Origin of the sequence: Castellaniella defragrans 65Phen (genome assembly GCF_000612685.1) — a bacterium.
In the GTDB taxonomy this organism is placed as follows: Bacteria; Pseudomonadota; Gammaproteobacteria; order Burkholderiales; family Burkholderiaceae_B; genus Castellaniella; species Castellaniella defragrans.
This window is the reverse complement of sequence record NZ_HG916765.1, coordinates 1,701,377-1,725,387: the sequence shown is the minus strand read 5'-3', so window position 1 is coordinate 1,725,387 and position 24,011 is coordinate 1,701,377. Positions and strand designations below refer to the sequence as shown.

At 69.6% G+C, this 24,011-nt stretch carries 19 protein-coding genes; 11 read left to right on the top strand and 8 right to left on the bottom strand.

What is annotated here, in order from left to right:
• Window positions 1-56: 56 nt before the first annotated feature.
• Window positions 57-992 (bottom strand): arginase, encoded by a 936-nt coding sequence (rocF, locus tag BN940_RS07775; protein WP_420864851.1) that lies wholly within the window; start codon window positions 990-992, stop codon window positions 57-59.
• 16 nt (window positions 993-1,008) lie between these two features.
• Window positions 1,009-2,100, bottom strand: a complete 1,092-nt coding sequence (locus BN940_RS07770; RefSeq protein ID WP_043681805.1) for an ornithine cyclodeaminase — start codon at window positions 2,098-2,100, stop codon at window positions 1,009-1,011.
• Between the two features lie 286 nt (window positions 2,101-2,386).
• On the opposite strand from BN940_RS07770, the gene BN940_RS07765 reads away from it, so the two are divergent.
• On the top strand, window positions 2,387-2,812 hold the full coding sequence (locus BN940_RS07765; RefSeq protein WP_043681802.1) for an Lrp/AsnC family transcriptional regulator: 426 nt from the start codon (window positions 2,387-2,389) through the stop codon (window positions 2,810-2,812).
• Window positions 2,813-2,832: 20 nt separating this feature from the next.
• Here BN940_RS07765 and BN940_RS07760 read toward each other — a convergent pair whose 3' ends face one another.
• On the bottom strand, window positions 2,833-6,483 hold the full coding sequence (locus tag BN940_RS07760) for a YhdP family protein (RefSeq protein ID WP_043681798.1): 3,651 nt from the start codon (window positions 6,481-6,483) through the stop codon (window positions 2,833-2,835).
• Window positions 6,484-6,584: 101 nt separating this feature from the next.
• Here BN940_RS07760 and glnE point away from each other — a divergent pair, with 101 nt between their 5' ends.
• Window positions 6,585-9,335 carry a bifunctional [glutamate--ammonia ligase]-adenylyl-L-tyrosine phosphorylase/[glutamate--ammonia-ligase] adenylyltransferase gene (glnE, locus tag BN940_RS07755; RefSeq protein ID WP_043681795.1) on the top strand — a complete coding sequence of 917 codons (2,751 nt, stop codon included), beginning with the start codon at window positions 6,585-6,587 and terminating at the stop codon, window positions 9,333-9,335.
• 172 nt (window positions 9,336-9,507) lie between these two features.
• On the opposite strand, the gene BN940_RS07750 is transcribed toward glnE, so the two are convergent.
• Window positions 9,508-10,848 (bottom strand): aminotransferase-like domain-containing protein, encoded by a 1,341-nt coding sequence (locus BN940_RS07750; protein WP_043681792.1) that lies wholly within the window; start codon window positions 10,846-10,848, stop codon window positions 9,508-9,510.
• 126 nt (window positions 10,849-10,974) lie between these two features.
• Between BN940_RS07750 and BN940_RS07745 the strand changes: the two genes are divergently transcribed.
• Entirely contained in the window at window positions 10,975-12,318 is a 1,344-nt protein-coding gene (locus BN940_RS07745) for an MFS transporter (protein WP_084330575.1), read from the top strand.
• On the opposite strand, the gene BN940_RS07740 is transcribed toward BN940_RS07745, so the two are convergent.
• Window positions 12,315-13,166 carry an SDR family oxidoreductase gene (locus BN940_RS07740; RefSeq protein WP_043681789.1) on the bottom strand — a complete coding sequence of 284 codons (852 nt, stop codon included), beginning with the start codon at window positions 13,164-13,166 and terminating at the stop codon, window positions 12,315-12,317. The genes BN940_RS07745 and BN940_RS07740 overlap by 4 nt on opposite strands.
• Before the next feature lie 168 nt (window positions 13,167-13,334).
• On the opposite strand from BN940_RS07740, the gene BN940_RS07735 reads away from it, so the two are divergent.
• The 4 genes from BN940_RS07735 (at window position 13,335) to BN940_RS07720 (ending at window position 17,339) form a co-directional block, all read left to right on the top strand.
• Window positions 13,335-13,775, top strand: coding sequence for a winged helix-turn-helix transcriptional regulator (locus BN940_RS07735; RefSeq protein ID WP_084330574.1), 441 nt, complete (start codon window positions 13,335-13,337; stop codon window positions 13,773-13,775).
• Window positions 13,776-13,956: 181 nt separating this feature from the next.
• Window positions 13,957-15,525, top strand: a complete 1,569-nt coding sequence (locus BN940_RS17870) for a M10 family metallopeptidase C-terminal domain-containing protein (RefSeq protein ID WP_052355691.1) — start codon at window positions 13,957-13,959, stop codon at window positions 15,523-15,525.
• Between the two features lie 224 nt (window positions 15,526-15,749).
• Window positions 15,750-16,601 (top strand): helix-turn-helix transcriptional regulator, encoded by an 852-nt coding sequence (locus BN940_RS07725; protein WP_043681786.1) that lies wholly within the window; start codon window positions 15,750-15,752, stop codon window positions 16,599-16,601.
• A gap of 102 nt (window positions 16,602-16,703) precedes the next feature.
• Window positions 16,704-17,339: a LysE family translocator gene (locus tag BN940_RS07720; RefSeq protein WP_043681782.1), complete on the top strand. Its 636-nt coding sequence runs from the start codon at window positions 16,704-16,706 to the stop codon at window positions 17,337-17,339.
• 130 nt (window positions 17,340-17,469) lie between these two features.
• Here the strand turns inward: BN940_RS07720 and clpB are convergent, their stop codons facing one another.
• The 3 genes from clpB to BN940_RS18445 form a co-directional block, all read right to left on the bottom strand.
• Window positions 17,470-20,061, bottom strand: coding sequence for an ATP-dependent chaperone ClpB (gene clpB, locus BN940_RS07715; protein ID WP_043681779.1), 2,592 nt, complete (start codon window positions 20,059-20,061; stop codon window positions 17,470-17,472).
• A 73-nt stretch (window positions 20,062-20,134) separates the two neighbouring features.
• Window positions 20,135-20,428: a HigA family addiction module antitoxin gene (locus BN940_RS07710; protein WP_043681776.1), complete on the bottom strand. Its 294-nt coding sequence runs from the start codon at window positions 20,426-20,428 to the stop codon at window positions 20,135-20,137.
• On the bottom strand, window positions 20,428-20,706 hold the full coding sequence (locus BN940_RS18445) for a type II toxin-antitoxin system RelE/ParE family toxin (protein ID WP_084330573.1): 279 nt from the start codon (window positions 20,704-20,706) through the stop codon (window positions 20,428-20,430). Before BN940_RS18445 ends, BN940_RS07710 begins: the two co-directional genes overlap by 1 nt.
• 456 nt (window positions 20,707-21,162) lie before the next feature.
• Here BN940_RS18445 and BN940_RS07700 point away from each other — a divergent pair, with 456 nt between their 5' ends.
• The 4 genes from BN940_RS07700 to BN940_RS07685 all read left to right on the top strand — a co-directional run bounded on the left by BN940_RS07700 (window position 21,163) and on the right by BN940_RS07685 (window position 23,912).
• Window positions 21,163-22,317, top strand: a complete 1,155-nt coding sequence (locus BN940_RS07700) for a cytochrome P450 (protein ID WP_043681770.1) — start codon at window positions 21,163-21,165, stop codon at window positions 22,315-22,317.
• A 189-nt stretch (window positions 22,318-22,506) separates the two neighbouring features.
• The gene (locus BN940_RS07695; protein WP_043681767.1) at window positions 22,507-23,337 is read left to right on the top strand and encodes a class II glutamine amidotransferase; all 831 of its coding nucleotides are present in this window, start codon (window positions 22,507-22,509) and stop codon (window positions 23,335-23,337) included.
• Window positions 23,338-23,347: 10 nt separating this feature from the next.
• A complete protein-coding gene (locus BN940_RS07690) occupies window positions 23,348-23,545 on the top strand; it encodes an oxidoreductase-like domain-containing protein (RefSeq protein WP_043681765.1) in 198 nt (65 codons plus the stop codon).
• 127 nt (window positions 23,546-23,672) lie between these two features.
• A complete protein-coding gene (locus tag BN940_RS07685; protein WP_043681763.1) occupies window positions 23,673-23,912 on the top strand; it encodes a DUF2249 domain-containing protein in 240 nt (79 codons plus the stop codon).
• Window positions 23,913-24,011: the final 99 nt, after the last annotated feature.

The window sequence follows — 24,011 nt, the reverse complement described above, 5'->3', positions numbered from 1 at the left end:
GGATGAAAAGGCATGGAAGAAGGCCCGCGGGGCGGCCGTGCGCCCCGCGGGCGGGATCAGGATGTCGGCGGCTTCTCCCGCACCAGGGTGCTCTTGCCGAACAGGCTTTCGACCATCTGCACCGCCGCCTCGGCGGTGCCGTTGCGCACGTCCAGCGCCGGATTCAGCTCGACGATGTCCAGCGAGGCGACCTGGCCGGTGTCGGCCAGCATCTCCATGCACAGCTGGGCCTCGCGCCAGGTGGGGCCGCCCTGCACCGTGGTGCCCACGCCGGGCGCGTAGGACGGGTCGAGGAAATCCACGTCGAAGCTGACGTGGACGTGGGCGTCCCGCGGCAGGTCCGCCAGCGCCGCCTGCATCACCGCCCGCATCCCGATCTCGTCGATCATGCGCATGTCGTAGACGTCCAGACCCTGCTCGTGGACGAACAGGCGCTCCTCGCGGTCCACGCTGCGGATGCCGATCATGCGCAGGTCGCGGGTCCGCAGCGCGGGGCCCGCGCCGCCCAGGTTCACGAGCGCGTCCGGCCCGAAGCCGCACAGGCAGGCGACCGGCATGCCGTGCACGTTTCCGCTGGGCGTCAGGCGCGCCGTGTTGAAATCCGTATGGGCGTCCAGCCAGAACACCCGCAGGGGACGCCCCGCGCGGCGGCAGTGGCGCGCCACCGCGCCCACCGAGCCCACGCCCAGGCAGTGATCGCCGCCCAGCATCACGGGCATGCGGCCCGCCTGCAGCTGCGCCGTCACGGCATCGAACACGGCGCGGTTCCACTGCAGCACCTCGGGCAGATGCCGGTAGCCGTCGAGCGGCGGCTGCCAGGGATTGAAAGGGCCGCCCAGGTTGCCGGTGTCCTCCACGCGCAGCCCCTGCCGGGCAAGGGCGCGCGCCAGGCCGGCCACGCGCAGGGCCTCCGGTCCCATGGACGCGCCGCGCACGCCCGCCCCGACATCGGTCGGCACGCCGATCAGGGCCGCCACTTTTTCCGTCATCATGAGACTCCGCGAGCGTTCAGGCTTCGTGCGGGCATGCCAGCGCCGCCTCGTCCGCCCGCGCTTCGGCGCCCCGCGGCGCCGGGCCGGCGTCCAGGCGCCGCATGGCGCCGAACAGGTCCTTCGGGTCCCCGGCTTCCGGGACCAGCTCGAAGGCGCGGCCGATCCCGAGCGCACGCGCCTGGTCCCACAGGAAGCGCAAGGCGGAGAAATCCTCCAGCGCGAAGCCCACGGAATCGAACACGGTGATCTCGTCGCCCGAACGCCGCCCGGGGCGCCGCCCCGCCAGGACTTCCCAAAGCGGGACCACGGGGTAATCGGCGGGCATCTGCTGGATCTCGCCCTCGATCCGGGACTGGGGCTCGAATTCCACGAAGGTCGTGGCGCGCGTCAGGATGTCGGCGTGCAGTTCGGTCTTGCCCGGGCAGTCGCCGCCCACGGCATTGACGTGCACGCCCGGGCCGACCATGTCGGGCGTCAGGATCAGGGCATTGGTCTTGTCGGCCGTGGCGGTCGTGATGATGTCCGCCCCGGCCACGGCCTCGCGGGCGCTGCGCACCGGCCGGACCTCCAGGCCCGGAACGCCGGCCAGGTTGCGCACCAGCTTGCGGGTGGCCTCGGGATCGACGTCGTAGACCCTGAGGACGTCGATGCCCAGCAGATGATGGAACGCCAGCGCCTGGAATTCGCTCTGGGCGCCGTTGCCGATCAGCGCCATGACGCGGGCGTCGCGGCGCGCCAGCACGCGGGCGGCCACGACCGAGGTGGCGGCCGTGCGCAGGGCGGTCGTCAGCGTCAGTTCGCTCAGCAGCAGCGGCAGGCCGGTGCCGACCTCGGCCAGGGCGCCGAAGGCCATCACGGTGGGCAGGCCCTGGACGGGGTTGTACGGATGGCCGTTGACGAACTTGAAGGCATAGCGGTCCGCGTCGGCCGTGGGCATGAGCTCGATCACGCCGACCGCCGAGTGGCTGGCCACGCGGGCCGTCTTTTCAAACGATTCCCAGCGCACGAAATCGTCCTGGATGTAGCGGGACAGCAGGTCCAGCGCCTTGCGGACGGTCAGGCGGCCGACCAGCGTGGATACGTCGGTCGTCGTCAGCATCAATGCCATGATGGGGTCTCCTTGTCTGATTATCGTGTCCGTGCCCGCCGCCGGAGCGCCGCGCCGGACCGGCTGCCGATGCGCCGCGGGCCGCGGGGGCCGGCGGGACCGGAAGCCTGGCCGGGGCGCTCCCGGTGGGGCTGAACTCATTATTCTCGATGGGGAGGCCAATTCATAGCGTCAATTTTCTACAATAAATGATAGTATTTTGAACAGTTTTTATATTTGTGCTGACAATTCCATCAAAACGATCGCAATGGCCATGACCATCACGGCGATCGCAACGAGGCCTGCCATGGATTCCCTCGATCACCAGATCCTGTCCTACCTGCGCGGCGACGCGCGCATCTCGGTCGCCACGCTGGCCAAGAAGCTGGGCGTCTCGCGCGGCACCATCTGCAACCGCATCGCCCGCATGGAGCGCGACCACGTCATCCTGGGCTATACCGTGCGGGTGCGGCCCGATTCGCAGCCGCAGGAAATCGTCGCGTGGATGAGCATCGCCATCGAGGGCCACGAGGCCTCGCGCATCATCCATGCCCTCTCGGGCGAGCCGGCGGTCTGGGCGCTGCACGACACCAACGGCCGCTGGGACCTGCTGGCGGAACTCCGCGTCACCAACATCGCCCAGCTCTCCGAGGCGCTGGAGCACATCCGGCTGATCAAGGGCATTTCGGCCACCGAGACCAGCCTGCACCTGAAGACCCTGCAGCTGCACTGAGCGCGCGCCGCGCCGGCCGTTCAGCCGCCGCCGGCGTCCTGGACGCCCGCCTCGGTGGGGATCTCCGTGACCTTGGGCTCGTCCCAGGTCCCCGTCACCCGGTAGCGCGCCGTCATGCTCTTGGCCAGCGGCGCCTTCAGCAGCCATTGCGTGACGAAGGCGCCCAGGCCGACCAGCGGATTGACCGCGATGCCGGCGGCCAGGGCCGCGCCGCTGACGTCCAGGTTGGGCACGATGACGGCCTGCATGTCCAGGGTCTCGTGCAGGATGTCGGTGCTGCCTTCGAGCAGGATGGTGCCCACCGGCCCGATCACCTTGTAGTCGCTGATCTTCACCTTGCCCCGGTCCAGCTCCAGCGCGCTGCGCAGCTGGTCGAAGGGAAAGCCGTCCTGCGGCAGGCCGGCCAGTCCGCGGTCCAGCTTCGTGAGCCGGGTGATGGACTGCAGGGACAGGAACTCCAGCAGCTTGGCCGTGTGCGAGCCGATCTTCTGGAAGCGCCCCTTGTCCAGCTCGATCCGCAGGCTGCCGCTCAGGTCCGCCTTTTCGCGCGTCCAGGGCAGGTTGCGCCACTGGAACCGCCCCTTGAGCGTGCCCTCGCCGCCCGACATCACGTCCTTCCAGCCGGCCCGGTCCATCCAGGCGCCCAGGCTGCGCGCCTGGACCGAGGCGTTCAGTTCCAGCCCGCGGTCCGCTCCGCGCAGGCGCCAGATGCCCGACCCGCGCAGGCGGGCATCGTCGTCGCCCAGGCGCAGGTTGTTCAGCTGCCAGACGTGATGGGCGCCGTCGCGCACGCCTTCCAGGGACAGGGCGCCCATCGAGTGCCCGTACAGGCGCAGCTCGTCGGCCTGCAGCACGATGCCCGGAATCTCCAGGTCGTCGTCGAACGAGGCGTCCTCGTCGGACCCGGCCTCGGGCAGCAGGGAGCCGGCGTCGTTCGCGTCGTCGCCCAGGCTCAGGCGGGCGAAGCGCGCCGACATGCGCCCCAGCACGCGGCCGTCGCGCTCCTGCCACTTGAGGGTGCCGCTGCTCTGCTCCGAGCGCAGGTTCATCGACCACTGCTCCTCGGGCGAACGCACCACCCGCAGCACGGCCTGGTCCAGGCGCGTGCCCAGCAGCCGCAGCTGGTCGGCCTGGATGCTCAGCAGGGTCAGGTCGGGCCACAGCGGCCGGCCGGCCTTGCGCCGCGCGCCGTTGTCGCCCCCGGCCCCGGCCCCGGTCCCGGCTCCAGCCCCGGTTCCAGCCCCGCCGCGCCGGGGGATGGAAAACTCGTCCACGATGCGGTTCCACAGGTCCAGGTCGAACAGCGGATAGGCGACCTCGACCCGCAGGCCGTCCTCGTCGGCGTCGGCGGCGCGCCCCACCCCGACGGACGCGCCCTGGAAATAGGGCCCGCCGCGGGTCTTGCGCTCGTGCCGCAGGTCCAGGCGCAACGCCTCGCCGTACTGCGCCGTCAGCCGGTCCGAGCGGGAGTCGGCGTCCGACCACTGGATGCGCAGCGTCCGGGCCTGCTCGGCCGGCTTGGCCAGCGGCGCGGGAAAATCCAGCGCCAGGCCGCGGGTGTCGGACTCCAGGACGAAGGCCGTCTCGTGCCCCCGCCTGCGCAGGGTGGCCCGATAGTCCAGCGCGCCTTCGAGCCGCCGCATCCCCGGCACGCCCACGTAGTCCGCCAGCGCCCGGGCGCCGATGCGGCCCTGCAGGTCCAGACCGGTGTCCTGCGGCCCGCCCAGGCTGCCGCCGATCTTCACGTCCCCGCCCAGCAGCCGCGCGGCCAGGGGCCGGGCGATGCGCACGCCCTGCTCGCTGAAATGCAGCTGCCCGTCGATGGCCTGGAAGGCCGGCGCGTGCGGCAGGAACTGCAGGCTCGCCTGGCGCAGGTCCACGCGCCCCTGGACCTGGGTGTCCTCGCCGTGCAGCAGGGGGATGGTCAGGGACAGGGGCACTTCCCAATCGCCCCCGGCGCTCGCCTCGTCGAACACGCCGTCCAGCAGCGCGGCCAGCGGCGAGTGGCGGATCAGCGCCATGTAGGCCTCGCCGGAGGCGGCGGTCCGGCCCGAGACCTGCAGGGTGGAGTCGTGCTCCAGGTCCGGAATCCGGGCCTTCACCCCCCACAGGGCGATCTCGTGGCCGGAGTCGGGGCGCATCCGCGCGGTGGAGGCCGTCAGCCGCAAGTCGGTGCGATGCAGGTCCAGCGTGCCCGCCACGTCTTCCAGCAGCGGCCAGGCCTCCTTCTGCGGCGCCCCGGGCACGAACTCGATGCGCGCGCCGCGGAAGTTTCCCTGCAGGCGGAAATCGCCCGCCTGCGGCTGCAGGCCGAAGGGGAATTCCGTCAGGTCGCCCTGCAGCCGCCAGCGGGCGTCCACGACCTCGCCCGCGTGCAGGCCGCCCGCCAGCCACTCGCGGGCCTCCGGGCTGACCTCGAGCGGCAGGTAGCGGTGGACCGCGTCCAGGCGGGCGCGGGCGATCGTGCCCTGGAAATCGACCTGGCCGGCGGGTCCGCCCGACCGCCAGGTCCCCGCGCCCCGCAGGGCGATGTCGGGATTGCGCCAGGCCAGCTCTTCCAGGTTCAGGGTCCAGGCGTCGGCATGGCGCAGCCGGCCCCGGATCTCCAGGAAGCCCAGGGACAGGGGCTGGGCGAACAGGGCCGGCACGGTGCCGCGCGCGCCCTGGGAGCGCACCTGGAAATCCAGGCCGTCGGGCATCGGCTCGCCCTGGCCCAGGGCCTGCCACTGGTCCAGCGCGCCGGCGGCCCAGATTCCGGCCCGGGGCATGTCCAGCGACAGGCCCGAGTCCGCCGCCCAGCGCACGGCATCGGCCCCCAGCAGCAAGGTCAGGCGGGGCCGCCCGCGCCGCGTCTGGACCCAGGCCTGCGCCTGCACGCCGCCCTGCAACAGGGCGTCCGGCAGCTCCACCCAGGGACGCCAGGCCCGCGACCGGACCGGCCCGACCCGCAGCCAGGCCTGCCAGTCCGAGGGCAGGCGGCCGTGCGCCAGCCCGTCGGGATCGGCCAGTTGCGCGCGCAGGTCCAGCCGGGCGTCGGCCGCGTCCGGCACCCGGGCGCTCAGGGACACGCCGAGCGCGCCCCCGGCTTCGCGGGCCAGCACGGCCTCGACGCCTTCCAGGCGCAGTTCGGGCGCCGCGCGCGCCTGGTCCACCCAGCGCAGGGTCGTGTCGAGAAAGGCGATGCGGGGCTGGGCCAGCAGCCATCCCAGGGCGGGCGCGCCGCCGAGGTCCTGCGTCCCCCCGAGATCCAGGGTCTGGCCCAGCAGGCTGAGGCGCCCGTCCGGCAGCCGGTCCAGCGTCAGGTCCATGCCGCGCACCCGCAGGTCCAGCAGCCCGCGGCGGCCCGGCAGGGCGGCCCGCCAGTCCAGCCGGACGCGCGCCTCGGGCAGGGTCAGCAGGTCGCGGCCGTCGGCGGCCCGCAGGCGCGTGCCGCGCACGTCGAATTCGGGTTTCCAGCCATGCCAGCGGACCTGGATGGGGCCCAGTTCGACCTGGATGCCCAGCGCCTGGGACAGCCGCGCGTCGATGCGGGGACGCCAGGCGTCGATCTGCGGCAGCACGGCATAGCGCAAGGCCAGCAGCGCGATCCCGAGGCAGAAATACAGGCCGACGGCGACCGCCAGGAGCCGGCGGCCCCAGGAGGAGCCACGGCGTGAAATGGATTGGCGCATGCCACCTTTTGCAGTATGTTAGGAACCCTTTGGAAACCTCCGGAACCCGCCACGCGGCCGCCGCCGCGCCGAGCCGGTCCCGCCCACCGCAGGCCGTCCCCATGTCCGAGACCATTATATTCAAGCCCGCCCTGCAATGGTCCGGCGCCCTGCGGCGCCATCTCACGGCCCACCCGGAGCAGGAATCGCGCCTGGCGGCCGACGCCGCCCAGCCCGTCACCCGCAAGACCCTCACCGACTGGTACGCGGAGCTGCTCGGCCCCGGCGCCACCCGGCCGATTCCCCAGGCGGACCTGCGGCGCGCCCTGCGGCGGCTGCGCGCCCGGGTCTTCGCCACGCTGACGGTGCGCGACGTCGCCGGGCTGGCGCCCCTGCACGAGGTCGTGGCGGCCATGTCGCAGCTCGCCGACCTGGCGGTGGGCGAGGCCTACGCCTGCGCCATGCACACGCTGATGGAGACGCACGGCACGCCCCGCCATGCCGACACCGGCGCGCCGCAGGACATGCTGATCCTGGGCATGGGCAAGCTGGGCGGCAAGGAGCTGAACGTCTCCTCGGACATCGACCTGATCATGCTCTACGACGCCGACGGCGAGACCGACGGCCGGCGGCGCATCAGCAACCACGAGTTCTACGGCAAGGTCTGCCGGCTGATGATGCCGATCCTGTCGGAGCCCGACGCCGACGGCATCGTCTTTCGCACCGACCTGCGCCTGCGCCCGGACGGCGACGGCGGGCCGCTCGCCTGGAGCCTGGCGGCGCTGGAGAACTACCTGGTGGTCCAGGGGCGCGAATGGGAACGCTACGCCTGGCTCAAGGCCCGCCTGATCCCCTGCCCGCTGTTCGACGAGGCGGCCTTCGCCGCCCAGGCGCGCGACGTCGAATCCCTGCGGCGGCCCTTCGTGTACCGCAAGTACTTCGATTTCGACGCGCTCTCGGCCCTGCGCGGCCTGCGCGAGCGCATCCGCATGGACTGGCAGCGCCGCGCCCAGGCGCGCAAGGGCCTGGACACGCGCCACAACATCAAGCTGGGCGAAGGCGGCATCCGCGAGATCGAGTTCGTCGTCCAGCTCAACCAGCTGATCCGGGGCGGCCGCCAGCCCTCCCTGCAGCAGCGCAACCTGCTGGCGGCCCTGCACAAGCAGCGCCGCGCCGGCATCCTGGACGAGGCCCAGGCCGCCGGCCTGGAGGCCGCCTACGTCCACCTGCGGCGGGTCGAGCACATGCTGCAATACCGCGAGGACGAGCAGACCCACCTGCTGCCGCGCACGGACGAGGGCATGGCGGCCCTGGCCCGGGCCATGGGCTGCACGGATGCGGCCGGCTTCCTGGCCGAGCTGGACCGGCACCGCGCCTGCGTCTCGCAGTGCTTCCGCGACGCCTTCCGCATCGCCGGCATGGGCGGCGATGCGCAGGAGCCCGAAGCCCCGCAGGCCGAGCCGCCGGAGGCGGCGCTGCCGGACAGCCTGGCCGACGCCATGCAGGCGCGCATCGACGCCCTGCTCGACAGCCACCGGATCCGCAGCCTGCCGCGCGCCAGCCTGCAGCGCCTGCACGCCCTGCTGCCGGGCCTGACCCGGGCGGCGGCGCGCACCGACGATCCGCTCGTCGCGCTGCAGCGGCTGCTGAACCTGGTGGAGCACATCGCCCAGCGCAGCGCCTACCTGGCGCTGCTCGCCGAATACCCGGAAACCCTGGCCCGCGTGGCGCGCATCGTCCAGGCCAGCCCCTGGGCCTCGGAATACCTGACCCGCTATCCCCTGCTGCTCGACAGCCTGATCGAATGGCGCAGCCTGATGCAGGCGCCCGACTTCCCCGCCCTGGCCGAACAGCTGCGCAGCGACCTGGACGCCTGCCTGCTGCCCGACGGCCAGCCCGACGTGGAGCAGCAGATGAACCTGATGCGCGACGTGCAGCACCAGATCACCTTCCAGCTGCTGGCCCAGGATCTGGAGAACGTCATCAGCGTCGAGGGGCTGGCCGACCATCTGTCGGCCCTGGCCGACCTGATGCTGGCCGAGGCCATCCGCCGGGTCTGGCCCCAGGTGCTGCCGCGCGAACGCCGCGCCGACCCGGGCGAGCCGCGCTTCGCCATCATTGCCTACGGCAAGCTGGGCGGCAAGGAAATCGGCTACGCCTCGGACCTGGACCTGGTCTTCCTCTACGACGACCCGGACCAGGAGGCCGGCGAGCGCTACGCCAAGCTGGGGCGCCGGGTGGCGTCCTGGCTGTCCACCCTGACCTCGTCGGGCCGGCTCTACGAGATCGACCTGCGCCTGCGCCCGGACGGCGACGCCGGGCTGCTGGCCCTGCCCATCGACGCCTTCGAGCACTACCAGCTGACGCAGGCCTGGCCCTGGGAACACCAGGCCCTGACCCGGGCGCGCTTCGTGGCGGGCGACGCCGCCATCGGCGCCCGCTTCGAGGACATCCGCCGGCGCATCCTGCTGCTGCCGCGCGACCCCGAGGCCCTGCGCCGCGAGGTCCTGGCCATGCGCGACAAGATTTCCCAGGGGCACCCCAACCGCAGCGGCGACTTCGACCTGAAGCACGACCGGGGCGGCATGGTGGACATCGAGTTCATCACCCAGTTCCTGGTGCTGAGCCAGGCCGGCGCCCACCCCGAACTGCTGGACAACCTGGGCAACATCGCCCTGCTGGGCCTGGCGGCGCGCGCCGGCCTGATCCCCGGGACGCTGGCGGCCGAGGCGGCGAACGCCTACCGGGTCTTCCGCCGGCGCCAGCACGCGCTGCGCCTGCAGGGCGCCGACAAGGCGCGCGTGCCGCAGACGGAGTTTGCGCTGGAGCGGCGGACGGTAAAGGAATTGTGGGGAGTGGTCTTGGGTTCTTAGGTCTTTTTGCGGTTCTTGAGTAATAGCTCATCGTCGCGCTCACTCCCCGGGGCGCAGGTCGCATTTTGGCGGCTTCGCCGGAAAGGTGAAAGTGCGCTCCAACAGCGCCCCGGGGAGTGAGCACGGCGATTGACGTCATGCGACGGGGGTTAAAACCTCTCTGCGCCGCCCCTTACACCCGGAACGCCCGCGCCAGCTCGGGCGAGAAATGGGCGGCGTTGATGCGGGTCATGGCGCGGTAATCGGCCGTCACGGCGAACGCCGGGCCCGGCAGCAGCAGGATGCCCTTTTTCTCCAGGCCCTCAATGAATCCGGCCAGGTCGGGCAGGTCCGGATGGCCGGCCCACAGGAACATGCCGCCGGCGGGCGCGACCTCGAAGCGCCAGCCCCGCTCGCGCAGCGCCTTCTGCGTCAGCTGCTGCTGCGTGGCGAGCCGCCGCTGGATGGCGCGCACGTGCCGCAGGTAGGTGCCGTCGGCCAGGATGGTGTGCACGAAGCGCTCGCAGAAGCCGGGCACCGCCACGCTCGTCAGCAGCTTCAGGCGGACGAGCGGCGCCACCAGGTCCTGCGGGCAGGCCAGGTAGCCGATCCGCAGTGAGGCCGAAAGAGACTTGGAAAAGCTGCCGATGTAGACGACGCGCTCCAAGCCGTCCAGTTCCGCGAAGGTCTGGCGGCCGCCGGGATGGAAGTCGCCGTACACGTCGTCCTCGACGATCAGGAAATCGTGCTCCACGGCGCGTCTGAGCACGCCGAAGGCCGCCTGGGGCGTCAGCCCCGCGCCGGTCGGATTATGGAAGGTGCTGTTGCAGAAGAAGGCGCGGACGCGGTGCCGCGCCAGGACCTCGTCCAGAAAGCCGAGGTCGGGGCCGTCCTGCCGGCGCGGCACGCCGACCGGCTCGCCGCCGCACAGCCGGATCAGCCGCACCAGGTTGCCGTTGCACGGCTCGTCCACCAGCACCCGGTCCCCGGGCGACAGCAGGTGCCGCGCCACCAGGTCCAGCGCCTGCGTGGCCCCCAGGGTGGTGATCATCTGCGCCGGCGCGGCATCCAGCCGCACCGCCTGGCGCAGATGCGCGGACAGCAGCTGGCGCAGCGGCACGTAGCCCTGGATGTCGCCGTATTCCACCAGGCCGCTGCGGCCGAGCCGCGCGGTGCGGCGGATGGCGCGCGCCAGCAGGTCGGTGTCGCGCCAGGGCAGCGGCAGCCAGCCGCAGCCGAGCTTGACGACGCTGCCGGGCGGCGCCTGCAGCAGCCTGAAGAGCGGATCGTCCGGCAGGGCCGGCTCCACGGCGGGGGCCGCCGGCGCGGCCAGGGGACCCTGGACCGCCACGAAATAGCCGCGGCCCTGCTGCGCCTCCAGCAGGCCGTCGCCCACCAGGCGGCCATAGGCGCTGACCACCGTGTGCAGGCTCGCCCGCCGCTGCGCCGCCATGGCCCGGATGGAAGGCAGCCGCTGGCCCCGTTCCCACCGGCCCGCCAGCAGGTCCGCCCGGATGTCGTCGTAGAAGCCCATCACGGCCCGCCCAACTGTCAGGAAAAAAACCCGAACAGTTTACGGGAAAAGCGCACGGGTGTTTCCGGCGGGGCGGGCGCCGGATGACACAATGCGTTCCGACGACATGCAACCGGACGCGGCCCGATGAGCTCGAAACTGCCCTTCGCCACCTACCTGTATTTCCTGGCGCAATCCATCAACCTGACCACCGCCGTCATGTCGGTGGCGATGGCGGCCATCGTGGGGGCGTCGCTGACGCCCAGCCTCTGGCTGTCCACCGTGCCCTACGGCTTCCAGTTCCTGTGCGTGATGCTGATGACGGTGCCCGCCTCCCGGCTGATGAAACGCATCGGACGCAAGCCGGCGTTCCTGCTGGCGGCCCTCCCCCTGGCGCTGTCGGGCGCGGCGGGCTACCTGGCCGTGGACCGGGGCTCGTTCGCGCTGCTGATCGTGGCGCACGCGCTGCTGGGCAGCTACATCGCCTTCGCCAATTTCAACCGCTTCGCGGCCACCGACGGCCTGGACGCGCGGCTCAAGCCCAGGGCCATCTCGCTGGTCGTGGCGGGCGGGGTCCTGGCGGCGCTGGCCGGCCCGCTGCTGGCGGACCGGCTGAAGGACGTGGCCGGCTACGCGCCCTTCGCGCTGTGCTACGCCGCCTTCACCGGCCTGGCGCTGCTGTCATTCCTGGTCCATCTAGCGGTGCGGGAAGCGCCCGGCGCCGCGCGGCTTCCGGCGGCCGGGGGCGGGCATGTGGGGACGGACGGGCATGCCGGGGAGGACAGGCGTGATGGAGCGGACGGACAAGCGGGTGCGGACGGATATGCCGGAGTGGGCGGGCATGGCGGAGCGGACGGACATGCGGGCGCGGCCTGGCGCGCCGTCCGGCGCTCGCCCGCCCTGGGGGCGGCCATCGCCGTGGGCGCGCTGGGCTACGGCATCATGAACCTGCTGATGGTGCAGGCCTCGCTGCACATGGCCGGCCTGCACATGCACTTCTCGGCGGTCGGCACGGCCATCCAGTGGCACGTGGTGGCGATGTTCGCGCCGTCCTTCTTCACCGGCGCGATCATCGGCCGCCTCGGGCTCAGGGCGGTGATCGCCGGCGGCATCCTCCTGCTGATCGCCGCCAGCGTCCTGAACCTGCTGTCCGACGGCTACGCCATGCTGGTCGCCAGCCTGGTGGTCCTGGGCCTGGGCTGGAACTTCACCTACGTGGGCGGCAGCGCCCTGCTCGCCCGGGTGCTGGGGGAACAGCCCCATGCGATCGAGGTGCAGGGCCTGAACGACCTGGGCCTTTCCGTGATGGCCACCGCCGGCGCCTTCCTGCCCGCCCTGCTGCTGCAGGGGCTGGGATGGGCCGGCACCAACCTGGCGTGCATCGGACTGTGCCTGGCGCTGCTGGCCTGCGTCCACCGCAGCCTGAAGCGCAATCCGGCGATGGCGCCGATCAGCTGGAACGCCGGGAGCGACCCAGGCGTTTCGCCCTAGGCCTGCTTCAGCGCCGCCGCCACGGAATCGGCCAGCGGGGTCGTCGGCCGGCCGATCAGCCACGACAGCTGGCGGCCGTCGTCGAACAGTGCGCCCCGGGACGCATCGACGTCCCAGCCGGCGATCGCCCGGGCCAGTTCCGCAGGCAGGCCATGGCTTGCCAGCAAGGCGGCGTAATCGGCCTCGGGCAGGTTGCGGTAGGGAATGGTGCGGCCCGCCTGGCGCGAGATCTCGGCGGCCAGTTCGTCCAGCGTGTAGGCGGTGTCGCCCGCCAGCTCGTAGGTCTTGCCCTCGTGGCCGGCGCCGGCCAGCACCACGGCGGCCGCTTCGGCGTAGTCCGTGCGCGCGGCCGAGGCGATGCGGCCCTGGCCGGCGCTGCCGACCAGCGCGCCGCCCGCCAGCGCACCCGCCATGGCGCCCATGTAGTTCTCGGTGTACCAGCCGTTGCGCAGGATCGTCCAGGCCAGGCCGGAGTCCTTCAGCATCCGCTCGGTCTGGCGGTGCTCGTCCGCCAGGCTGAGCGGCGAGACGTCGGCATGCAGCAGGCTGGTGTAGACGATGTGCCGCACGCCCGCCGCCCGGGCCGCCTCGATCGCATGGCGATGCTGCGCGGCGCGGCGGCCGACTTCGCTGGAGGAAATCAGCAGCAGCGCGTCCACGCCCGCCAGCGCCGGCGCCAGGCTCGCGGGCCGGTCGTAGTCGGCTGCGCGGACCGCGATGCCCAGGTCGGCCGCCTTGGCGGGCGTGCGCGCCAGCGCCCGCAGGCGGTCGGGAGCGACGCGGGTCTTCAGGTGCTGGATGACGAGGCGGCCGAGCTGGCCGGTGGCGCCGGTGATGGCAATGGTCATGAGGGTGCGTCCTTGAAAAAAAGGGTGACGTGAAAAGTGAAGAGCGACATGAAGATCGGAGGGTGACGTCACTCTACCCCATGAACAAACTTTTAGTAAGTACGCACAGAAATGTTAGTATTGTTCCATTCCCGCCGACTGCCTCCCTCCCCGCGCAATCATCCGCCCATGACCACGAAGCCCCTCGCCCCAGCCAGATCCACGCTTGCCGAACCCGCGCCGGCCGAACGCGCCCCGTCCCCGCCCCTGTCCCTGTCGCAGCGCCTGCGCCCCGGCAACCTGCTGGCCGCCGACTGCCCCTCGCGCGAGGTGCTCAAGCACGTCACCAGCCGCTGGGGCGTGCTGGTGCTGATCGTCCTGGAAGGCGGAACGCACCGCTTCAGCGAACTGCGACGCGCCATCGGCGGGGTCAGCGAGCGCATGCTGGCGCAGACCCTGCAGTGGCTCGAAGGCGACGGCCTGGTGCTGCGCACCGCCCTGGAGGTCGTGCCGCCCCACGTCGAATACAGCCTGACTCCGCTGGGCCGCGAGGCGGCCGAGAAAGTGCGGACCCTGGCCGACTGGATCGAGCTGAACCTGCCCAGGATCCGGCAGGCGGAGACGCAATGAACGCACGGGCTCCCGCCTCCCCTCCCGCCGTGCGCCGCGATGCCTTCGCTGCGTGCCGGCGCGATCCCGCCCCGCCCTTCGAGGCAACGCCCGATGGGCGCCCGGGCACCCGGTTCATCTGTAGAATGAGCGGACAGTAACCTTTTTTACAGCAGTGTCATAACTCAACAGGAGCGTGGACATGGCCCTTCCTCAATGGACCGACCAGCAAGTCTTCGATCAGATGAATTCCGGCAGCACGTGGACCAGTTCGCTCATCACGTATGCCTTTCCCCAGTCCAGCAGCGTGTTTGACCCGGATCTAGCCGAACATTTCGCCGGGTTTTCGCCCCTGAACACGGCGCAGCAGCCCCTGGTCCATTTGGCCATGATGCTGTGGGATGACCTGATCGCCCGCGACATCGTCCAGGGGTCCGTGCATGACGCCGATATCATGCTCAGCAATACGTCCAGTACGGACGGCTATGCCTTCGCCGTCTCTGGTGGCACGGTCTGGTTTTCCTCCAAGGAAGACCTTCTTCAATCTCCGGAGATCGGCAAAGACGGCTTCGTCACCTTTTTGCATGAAATCGGCCACGCGCTGGGTTTGAACCACATGGGCGATTACAACGGCGAGGACGATAATGGTCCGTCGTCCTACCAGGACAGCGACATGCTGTCGATCATGTCGTATTACGGCCCCGGCATGAATGGGGGCAAGGGCCTGGTGGCCTGGGGCGATTGGTTCGCATCCGACATCGGCAGCGAGGGGTATTCGCCCCAGACTCCGATGGTCAACGACATCATGGTGATCCAGCGGTTGTATGGGGCCGACACCACTACCCGGGAAGGCAATACGGTCTATGGCTTCGGTTCCAACATCCAGGGTCCTTTGGCGCAGATTTACGATTTTTCCATCAACCAGCATCCCATCCTGACGATTTACGATGCAGGCGGAGTGGACACAATAAACCTCAGCGGCTGGGGGACGGACAGCCTGATCGATCTGAACCCGGGCCAGTATTCTTCCGTCAACGGCATGACCAACAATCTCGCCATCGCCAAGGCAACCCTCATCGAAAACGCCGTGGCCGGCGCGGGCAACGACGTGCTGATAGGGAATTCCGCCGACAACCATCTGGACGGCGGGGCCGGGCAGGACAGCGCGATGTTCAGCGGGGCGCTGCCCGGCTACGACCTGAGCTACGACGTGTTCAGCCGGGAATACACGGTGGTGGACATGACGGCGGGCCGGGATGGCACCGATACGCTGATCAATATCGAATACGCCAATTTCAACGGTGCCGGGGGCGATCTGAACGATCTGACCCCGGCGGTCTACCGTTTTTACAATGCCGGCCTGGGCCTGCATTTCTATACGTCCAATAACGACGAAGCCACGGCCGTCACCCGGATGAACGGCTTCGTCTATGAGGGCGTGGGTTTTGGCCGGAGCGTGGAGGGGGCCGGCATTCCCGATGCGGACACCGTGGCCGTGCAGCGTTTCTACAATCAGGCCACGGGCGACCATTTCTACACCGCCGGAGCGGACGAGGCCCGTCATCTCATGGAAATCGGCGGGGCCTGGCAGTACGAAGGGCGGGCCTTCAATGCCTACGGCACCCAGGCGGACGGCACGACGGCGCTTTACCGCTTCCTGAATACCGAATCCGGTACCCATTTCTACACGGCGGACATCGCCGAGAAGGAAGCCGTGATGCAAAGCGGCTATTTCAGCTACGAAGGCATTGCCTTCTACGTGACCGCCTGATGCGCTTCCGGGGGGCGCCACCCCCGGAACACCGAGCTCATGCCGATGCGCACCAGGTGGTTGTCCGAAGCCACGTCAGCCAGACCCACGCCAGTCAGACCCTCGCCGGCCAGACCCACCCCAGCCAAATCCGCGCCGGTCGAACCCTCGCCGGCCGGACGCGCCCCGTCCCCGCCCCTGCCCCTCTCGCGGCGCCTGCGCCCGATCGAGCAGGGGGAAATGCAATGAACGCACCGGAAACCAGGCCCTCTCCCGCCGTTCCTCGCCGCGATGCCTCCGCATCGTTCTGGCGCGATCCAGCCCTGCCCTTCGTCGAAAGCCGCCGGGCGTGCCACAGCCGCGCCTGCTACGTGCCGCATCGCCATCCGACCTTTTCCATCGGCGCGGTGGACGAGGGCCGCAGCCTGTTCACCGGCGCCGCCCACGGCCCGGTCACGCTGCGCCCCGGCACGCTGGTGTTCGTGCCGGCCGAACGCGTGCATGCCTGCAACCCGGTCCCCGGCACCGCCTGGAGCTACCAGATGCTGCACCTGGACGCCGCCTGGCTGCGCGCCGTCCGGCGGGAATACGTCCAGACCGCCCTGGACGGGACCGAGCCGGTGCGCATCTCGACGGAACCGGAGACCTATGAACGCTTCCGCCGGCTCAACGCGCTGCTGTTCTCCAATGCCGACCCGCGCGGCAAGGAATCGGCGCTGATCGAATTCCTGGGGGACACCGACGCCGGCGTGGGCCTGCGCATCGAGGCGCCGGCCGTCCCGTCGAGACTGGCCGGGAGGCTCCGGCCGGCCCTGGACCGCCTGCGCGCTGCCCCGGACTGCGACGCGCCCCTGGAAGAACTGGCGCGCCTGGCGGACATGAGCCGCTACCAATTGATCCGCGCCTTCCGGGCCGTCACCGGCATGACGCCGCACGCCTGGCAATTGAACCAGCGCGTCAACCTGGCCCGCGAACGGATCCGGGAAGGCGCCGGCATCGCGGAAGTCGCGCTGCAGCTGGGCTTCGCGGACCAAGCGCACTTCCAGAGGGTCTTCAAGGCCTATGCGGGCGTGACGCCCGGCCGCTTCCGGGCCTGATGCCGGGCCGGGCCGCCCCGAAAGCGCGGCGCGGCCGCAATTTCCTTCAATACAGAACGCGCGCGCACCGGCACACTGCGGAAAAACACGCATGTGCTCCGAATGCAGCAATTCCTGATCATCGCCGCGGCGCATTTCCTGGCGCTGCTTTCCCCCGGCCCCGATTTCTTCCTGATCGCCAGGACCTCCCTGTCCGCCGGCTGGCGTGTCGCCAGCGGCGCCTGCGCGGGCATCGCGCTGGCCAACGGGGTGTTCATCGTCGCCGCGTTCGCCGGCACCGCCGCGCTGCGGCCCAACGGCCCCCTGTTCATCGGCCTGCAAGCGGCCGGCTGCGCCTATCTGCTGTACCTGGGCGTCCTGTTCGTCCGCCACGCGGGCCGCGGCCGCCTGGACCTGCCGGACGGCCGGACGGCCCGACCCGGCTGCTCTTCCGCCGCCTGGCGAAGATCCGCCGGCATGGGATTTCTCTCCGGCATCCTCAACCCGAAGAATGCGCTGTTCTACGCCAGCCTGGCCGCGCTGCTGACCGGCCCGCACGCGAGCGCCGGCTGGAAGGCGTTCTACGGCGCCTGGATGTTCGGCGCGGTGCTGGTCTGGGACGTGCTGGTGGCCGCCATGATCGGCAACCGGGCCGTGCTGCGGCGCTTCGCGCGGTCCCTGCCCTGGCTGGAGCGCATGTCCGGCATCGTCCTGATCCTGCTCGCGCTGGGTGTCCTGGCGGTCCTCCTGCTTCGCTGAAAGCCGGGGACCGAGGCACCACCGCGGCGCGAAATGAAAACGCCGGACCGCTCCCCGGCCGCCGCGTCCCGGAATGGACGCGACGCACGGAGGGCAGTCCGGCGCTGCGCGGACCCGGAACGCCGGGCGCTTACTGCAAGGTGCGCTCGAACACGAACTTCTCGCCGTCCCAGTCCACCGGCACCACGTCGCGCGGCCCGAACTTGCCTTCCAGGATCAGCCGCGCCACCGGGTTTTCCACGTACTGCTGGATGGCGCGCTTCAGGGGCCGCGCGCCGAACACCGGGTCGTAGCCCGCGCGGGCCAGTTCCGTGACGGCCGCGTCGGACACCTCCAGGCGCATTTCCTGCTGCGCCAGGCGTTCGGCCAGGCGCTTCAACTGGATGCGCGCGATCGGCTCGATGTGCGTGGCGTCCAGGCCGTGGAAGACCACGATCTCGTCGATGCGGTTCAGGAATTCCGGCCGGAACGCCGTCTTCAGCTCATCGCGGATGACCTCCTTGACGACCTCGTAGGGCTGGTCGGCCATGTTCTGGATGTGTTGCGAACCGATGTTCGAGGTCATGATGACCACGGTGTTGCGGAAATCCACCGTACGGCCCTGGCCGTCGGTCAGGCGGCCGTCGTCGAGCACCTGCAGCAGCACGTTGAACACGTCCGGGTGGGCCTTCTCGATCTCGTCGAGCAGGATCACGCTGTAGGGCTTGCGGCGCACGGCTTCCGTCAGGTAGCCGCCTTCCTCGTAGCCCACGTAGCCCGGGGGCGCGCCGATCAGGCGGGCCACCGAATGCTTTTCCATGAACTCGCTCATGTCGATGCGCACCAGGTGGCTGTCCGAATCGAACAGGAAGCGGGCGAGCGCCTTGGTCAGCTCGGTCTTGCCCACGCCGGTCGGCCCCAGGAACAGGAACGAGCCGTACGGACGGTTCGGGTCCGACAGCCCGGCGCGCGAGCGGCGGATGGCCTCGGACACCAGGCGCACGGCCTCGTCCTGGCCCACCACGCGCTCGTGCAGCACGGCTTCCATGCCCAGCAGCTTGGCGCGCTCGCCCTGCATCATGCGCGACACGGGGATGCCGGTGGCGCGCGACACGACCTCGGCGATTTCCTCGGCCCCGACCTGGGTGCGCAGCAGGCGCGGCTTGCCGGCCTCTTCCGCCTTGGGCGCGGATTCCGCCGCCTTCAGGCGGGCTTCCAGTTCGGGCAGACGGCCGTACTGCAGCTCGGCGAGCTTGTCGTACTGGCCCTTGCGCTGCAGTTCGGCCATTTCCGCGCGGACCTGGTCGATTTCCTCCTTCACGGCCTGCGAGCCCTGGACGGCGGCCTTTTCCGCCTTCCAGATTTCCTCGTAGTCGTTGTATTCGCGCTGCAGCGATTCCAGTTCGTCCTCGATCGCCTTCAGGCGGCGTTCGGAGGCTTCGTCCTTGTCCTTCTTGACGGCCTCGCGCTCGATCTTCAGCTGGATGATGCGCCGGTCGAGCCGGTCCATGACTTCCGGCTTGGAGTCGATTTCCATGCGGATGCGCGCCGCCGCCTCGTCGATCAGGTCGATGGCCTTGTCGGGCAGGAAGCGGTCGGTGATGTAGCGGTGCGACAGTTCCGCCGCCGCGACGATGGCCGGGTCGGTGATCTGCACGCCGTGGTGCAGTTCGTAGCGTTCCTGCAGGCCGCGCAGGATGGCGATGGTGGATTCCACGTCGGGCTCGTCCACCAGCACCTTCTGGAAGCGGCGCTCCAGCGCGGCGTCCTTCTCGATGTATTTGCGGTATTCGTCCAGGGTGGTGGCGCCCACGCAGTGCAGTTCGCCGCGCGACAGCGCGGGCTTGAGCATGTTGCCGGCGTCCATGGCGCCCTCGGCCTTGCCCGCGCCCACCATGGTGTGCAGTTCGTCGATGAAGACGATGGTCTGGCCCGAATCCTGGGACAGTTCCTTGAGCACGGCCTTGAGGCGTTCCTCGAACTCGCCGCGGTACTTGGCCCCGGCCAGCAGCCCGGCCAGGTCCAGCGCCAGGATGCGCTTGCCCTTCAGCGTCTCGGGCACCTCGCCGTTGACGATGCGCTGGGCCAGGCCTTCCACGATGGCGGTCTTGCCCACGCCGGGCTCGCCGATCAGCACGGGGTTGTTCTTGGTGCGGCGCTGCAGGATCTGGATGGTGCGGCGGATCTCGTCGTCGCGCCCGATCACCGGGTCGAGCTTGCCTTCGCGCGCGCGGGCGGTGAGGTCCAGGGTGTATTTCTTCAGCGCCTGGCGGTTGTCCTCGTCCTCGGCGCCCGTCACGGACGCGCCGCCGCGCACGGCCTCGATGGCGGCCTCCAGGGCCTTGCGCTGCAGGCCGGCCTCGCGCAGGGCGCGGCCGACCTCGCCCTTGTCGTCGGCCAGGGCCAGCAGGTAGAGTTCGCTGGCGACGTAGGCGTCGCCGCGCTGGCCGGCTTCCTTGTCGGTACGCGCCAGGGCGGCCTGCAGCTCGCGGCCGACCTGGACGTTGCCCTCGGCCCCCTGGACCGTGGGCATGGCCTTGATCTGGCGGTCCAGTTCGGTCTGCAGCCGCGGCACCGCCACGCCCGCGCGGGCGAGCAGGCTGGCCGCGCCGCTGTCCGGATCGGCCAGCAGGGCGGCCAGCAGGTGGGCGTTCTCGATGTAGGAATGGTCGTGGCGCACCGCGAGGCTCTGGGCATCGGCGAGCGCCTGCTGGAACTTCGTCGTGAGTTTGTCGAATCGCATGGGTGGAGCCCTTTATGGGGAAGGGGCGCATACGCCCCGAGATGCGATATATATGCGGCTGGCGGGAGGATTTTCAAGACGCGGCAAAAGCCAGACGGCTGACGCCCTGCAGATCGACCCGCTGCCGTGCAAGCCACAAATCATGCGCATCCTGCATGGCCAGCCAGCTTTCCGGACTGCGCCCGACCGCCTTCGAGAGACGCAGCGCCATTTCGGGCGTCACTCGACTGGAGCCATTCAACACCCGGCTGAGCGTGGAAGCCGCCACGCCCAGACTTTCCGCCAATTCGCGGCCACTGACCCCATTGGGTTCCAGATAAACGGCCGAGATGAACTCGCCTGGATGGGGGGGATTATGCATTGTCATCAATGATAGTCTTCATAGTCCAATATGTAGGCATTGCCGTCCTTGAACTCAAAGGTGACACGCCAGTTTCCATTGACAGACATCGCCCACCGGCCTTTCATGAGTCCCTTCAAGGGATGCAAGTCGAACCCTGGAATATCCAAGTCGGATAGCACCACGGCGGTATCGAGCGCAGCCAACTGAAATCGAAGACGCCTGGCATGGATGGCTTGAATGCCCGAAAGGGATCCTGTCTCGAAAAAGCGCTTCAGCCCCCGGTGTCGAAAGGATTTGATCATAATGTAGCACGTTGCGCACCACGCACCAAACCCCGACGCTTCTCAAGCTTGTGATGGCCAAACATGATGCGGGAACTCCAGCAAACAAGAATGGTCATTGTGGTCCGGAACACCGCGCGCCGGCCAGACCGGAAAAATCCCGACGGACGAAACGGTCACAGCGTCAGGCCCAGGGCCCGACTGCGGACGCTGTTCACCCGGGCGGCCTGACATTGCATTACATAAGTAATATTATCAACCACGATCAAGGTAAGATGCTTATGGGGCAAAAAACAGGAATCACCGCATCGCGGACGATGCGGACCCACGCAAAAACCCCCGCAGATTGAGAAAAGTCAAAGCCATGGGAGATAAAGCCAGGTTTCACGGACGGACGGCGACACCCAGGGTTTACCCGGTGCTACAGTTTTCGACATCTGATATCAAGCCGCCCGTGCGGCCCTCAAAAGAACCACCATGAACACCCCCCAGGATTGGGACCCCCGCGCCCCCGAAGTCCTCGCCGACCCGATCGCCGCCTACGACCGCATGCGCCGCCGCTGCCCGGTGGCCCACAGCGACTACCTGCACCATTCCGTGTTCCGCCACGCCGACGTCATGCGGATCCTGCTGGACCACGAGACCTTCAGCAGCCAGGCGTCGCGCCACGTCTCCGTGCCCAACAGCATGGATCCCCCGGAACACACCGCCTACCGCCGGCTGATCGAGCCCTACTTCGCCCCGGAGCGCATGGCGGCCTTCGAGCCGGCCTGTCGCCGCCTGTGCGCGGAACTGGTCGCCGCGCTGCCGCGCAACGAGCGCGTCGAGATCATGTTCGGCCTGGCGCACCCCTTCGCCCTGCGCATGCAGTGCGCCTTCCTGGGCTGGCCCGACAGCCTGCACGAACCCCTGCGGCAGTGGATCCACAAGAAGAACGTCGCCACGCTCTCGGGCGACGCGCACGCGATCGCGGCCGTGGCCACCGAATTCGACGAGACCATCCGCGCCCTGCTGAAAGTCCGCCGCGACGCCGGCGACCAGGCGCCGGACGACGCCACCACGCGCCTGCTGCGCGAGACCGTGAACGGCCGCCCGCTGGCCGAGGACGAGATCGTCAGCATCCTGCGCAACTGGACCGTCGGCGAGCTGGGCACCATGGCCTCCAGCGTCGGCATCATCGCCCACTACCTGGCGTCCCACCCGGACCTGCAGGACCGCCTGCGCAGCCAGCCGGAACTGGTGCGGCCCGCCAACGACGAGATCCTGCGCATCCACGCACCGCTGATCGCCAACCGCCGCGCGACCACCTGTCCGGTGCGCCTGGGCGGCACGCAGATCCCGGCCGGCGAACGGGTCACGCTGATCTGGGCCTCGGCCAACCGCGACGAGGCCGTCTTCGGCGACCCGGACGAATTCCGCCTGGACCGCGATCCGTCGCTGAACCTGCTCTACGGCGCCGGCATCCACGCCTGTCCGGGGGCGCCGCTGGCGCGCCTGGAAATCGAAGCCATGATCCAGGCCCTGCTGGCGGGCACCCGCGCCCTGGAGCCCGTCGCCGAGCAGCCGCCCATGCCGGCGATCTATCCGGCCAGCGGCTACCGCCAGGCGATGCTGCAATTGCGCCACGACTGAACCGGGACCGGCCGGGGCGCCGCGCCAGCCCCCCGGCCGGTCGCGTTTCGTGGCGAAGAAAGGACACTGCATAAGCTCATCGCCGATTCTCATACCAAGCGACGGTTATATCCGTTCCGGCAAGACTACAATTCAGGCATGAACCATTCGGGGCGGCATCCGCCCCGGTTTGCTTGGAATCTGCCTGCCATGTGTCAGTTATTGGGCATGAATTGCGCCACGCCCACGGACATCACGTTTTCCTTTGCGGGGTTCGCCGCGCGCGGCGGCGGCACCGACCACCACGCCGACGGTTTCGGCATCGCCTTCTACGAAAACCGGGGGTCGCGCTGCTTCCTGGACAACGCGCCCTGCTGCCGGTCGCCGGTCGCCGAATTGATCAAGCGCTACCCGATCAAGTCGCGCAACGTCATCGCCCACATCCGCAAGGCCACCCAGGGCGCCCTGGAACTGGAAAACTGCCACCCGTTCGTGCGCGAACTGTGGGGCCGGCACTGGCTGTTCGCCCACAACGGCGACCTGAAGGACTTCGAGCCCGACCTGCGCGGCGACCACCTGCCGATCGGACAGACCGACAGCGAACGGGCCTTCTGCACCATGATGGAAGGGCTGCGCGCCCGTTTCGGCACCCGCGAGCCGGAAGACACGGAACTGTTCGCCGCCGTGGCCGACATGACGGCCGACCTGACGCGCCACGGCGTGTTCAATTTCCTGATGTCCAACGGCCGCTGCATGCTGGCGCACTGCTCCACGAACCTGTACTACATCGTGCGCGCCTGGCCTTTCCAGGTGGCGCACCTGGTGGACACCGACATGTCGGTGGACTTTTCCCAGACCAACGCGCGCGGCGACTGCGTCTCGGTCATCACGACCAAGCCGCTGACCGACAACGAGACCTGGACCGCCTTCCAGCCGGGCGAGCTGGTGATGTTCGTCGACGGCCGGCCCCAGTCCGGCCGGACCATCGAGATCCCCGAGGACGTCCGGCGCAGCAACCAGGCCAACCTGGCCTGCGTCTGAGGACGGCCCCATGAGCTTGCCGGACGGCCCCGCCGACGATCCCCGTCCCGAGGAACCCGTCGAGCCCGACCTCAACGAATGCTGCGGCAACGGCTGCACGCCCTGCGTGTTCGACACCTACGCCGAGGAAAGGCGCGCCTGGCAGCAGGCGGTGAAAGACTGGGAGGAACGCCATCGGGACCGGACCGGCGGCACGCCGGCGACCTAACCCGGGACCGCCGGACAACCTTGCTGGGCATAGGGTTCCCGCCGGTTTTCCCCGAGGGCGTTCCTATAATCGGAAGCTCGACCCATCTCTCCAGGAATGACGCACCGTGGCTTCCGACGCTATCCCCATGTTCGCAGAAAACACCTACCCCCTCGATGCGCGCGGCATCGCCAAGCGCTTCCGGCATGCCGCCATCTTCGGCGCGCTGTCGGCGCTGCAGCCGGGGGAAACCATGCGCTTCTGCAACGACCACGATCCCCTGCCGCTGCTGCAGCAGCTGAAAAACCACTTCGGCGAAAACATCCAGTTCGAGTACCTGGCCCGCAATCCCGGCGAAATCGTCATCGATTTCCACATCGTGCCCTGAGCACGCCGGCCGCGTCCCGGGCATCCGGTGCGCAGGCCACAAACACCAGGCCGCAGGCCGCCCCGAAGGGCGGCCTTTTCCATGCCTGCGCGCCGCCCC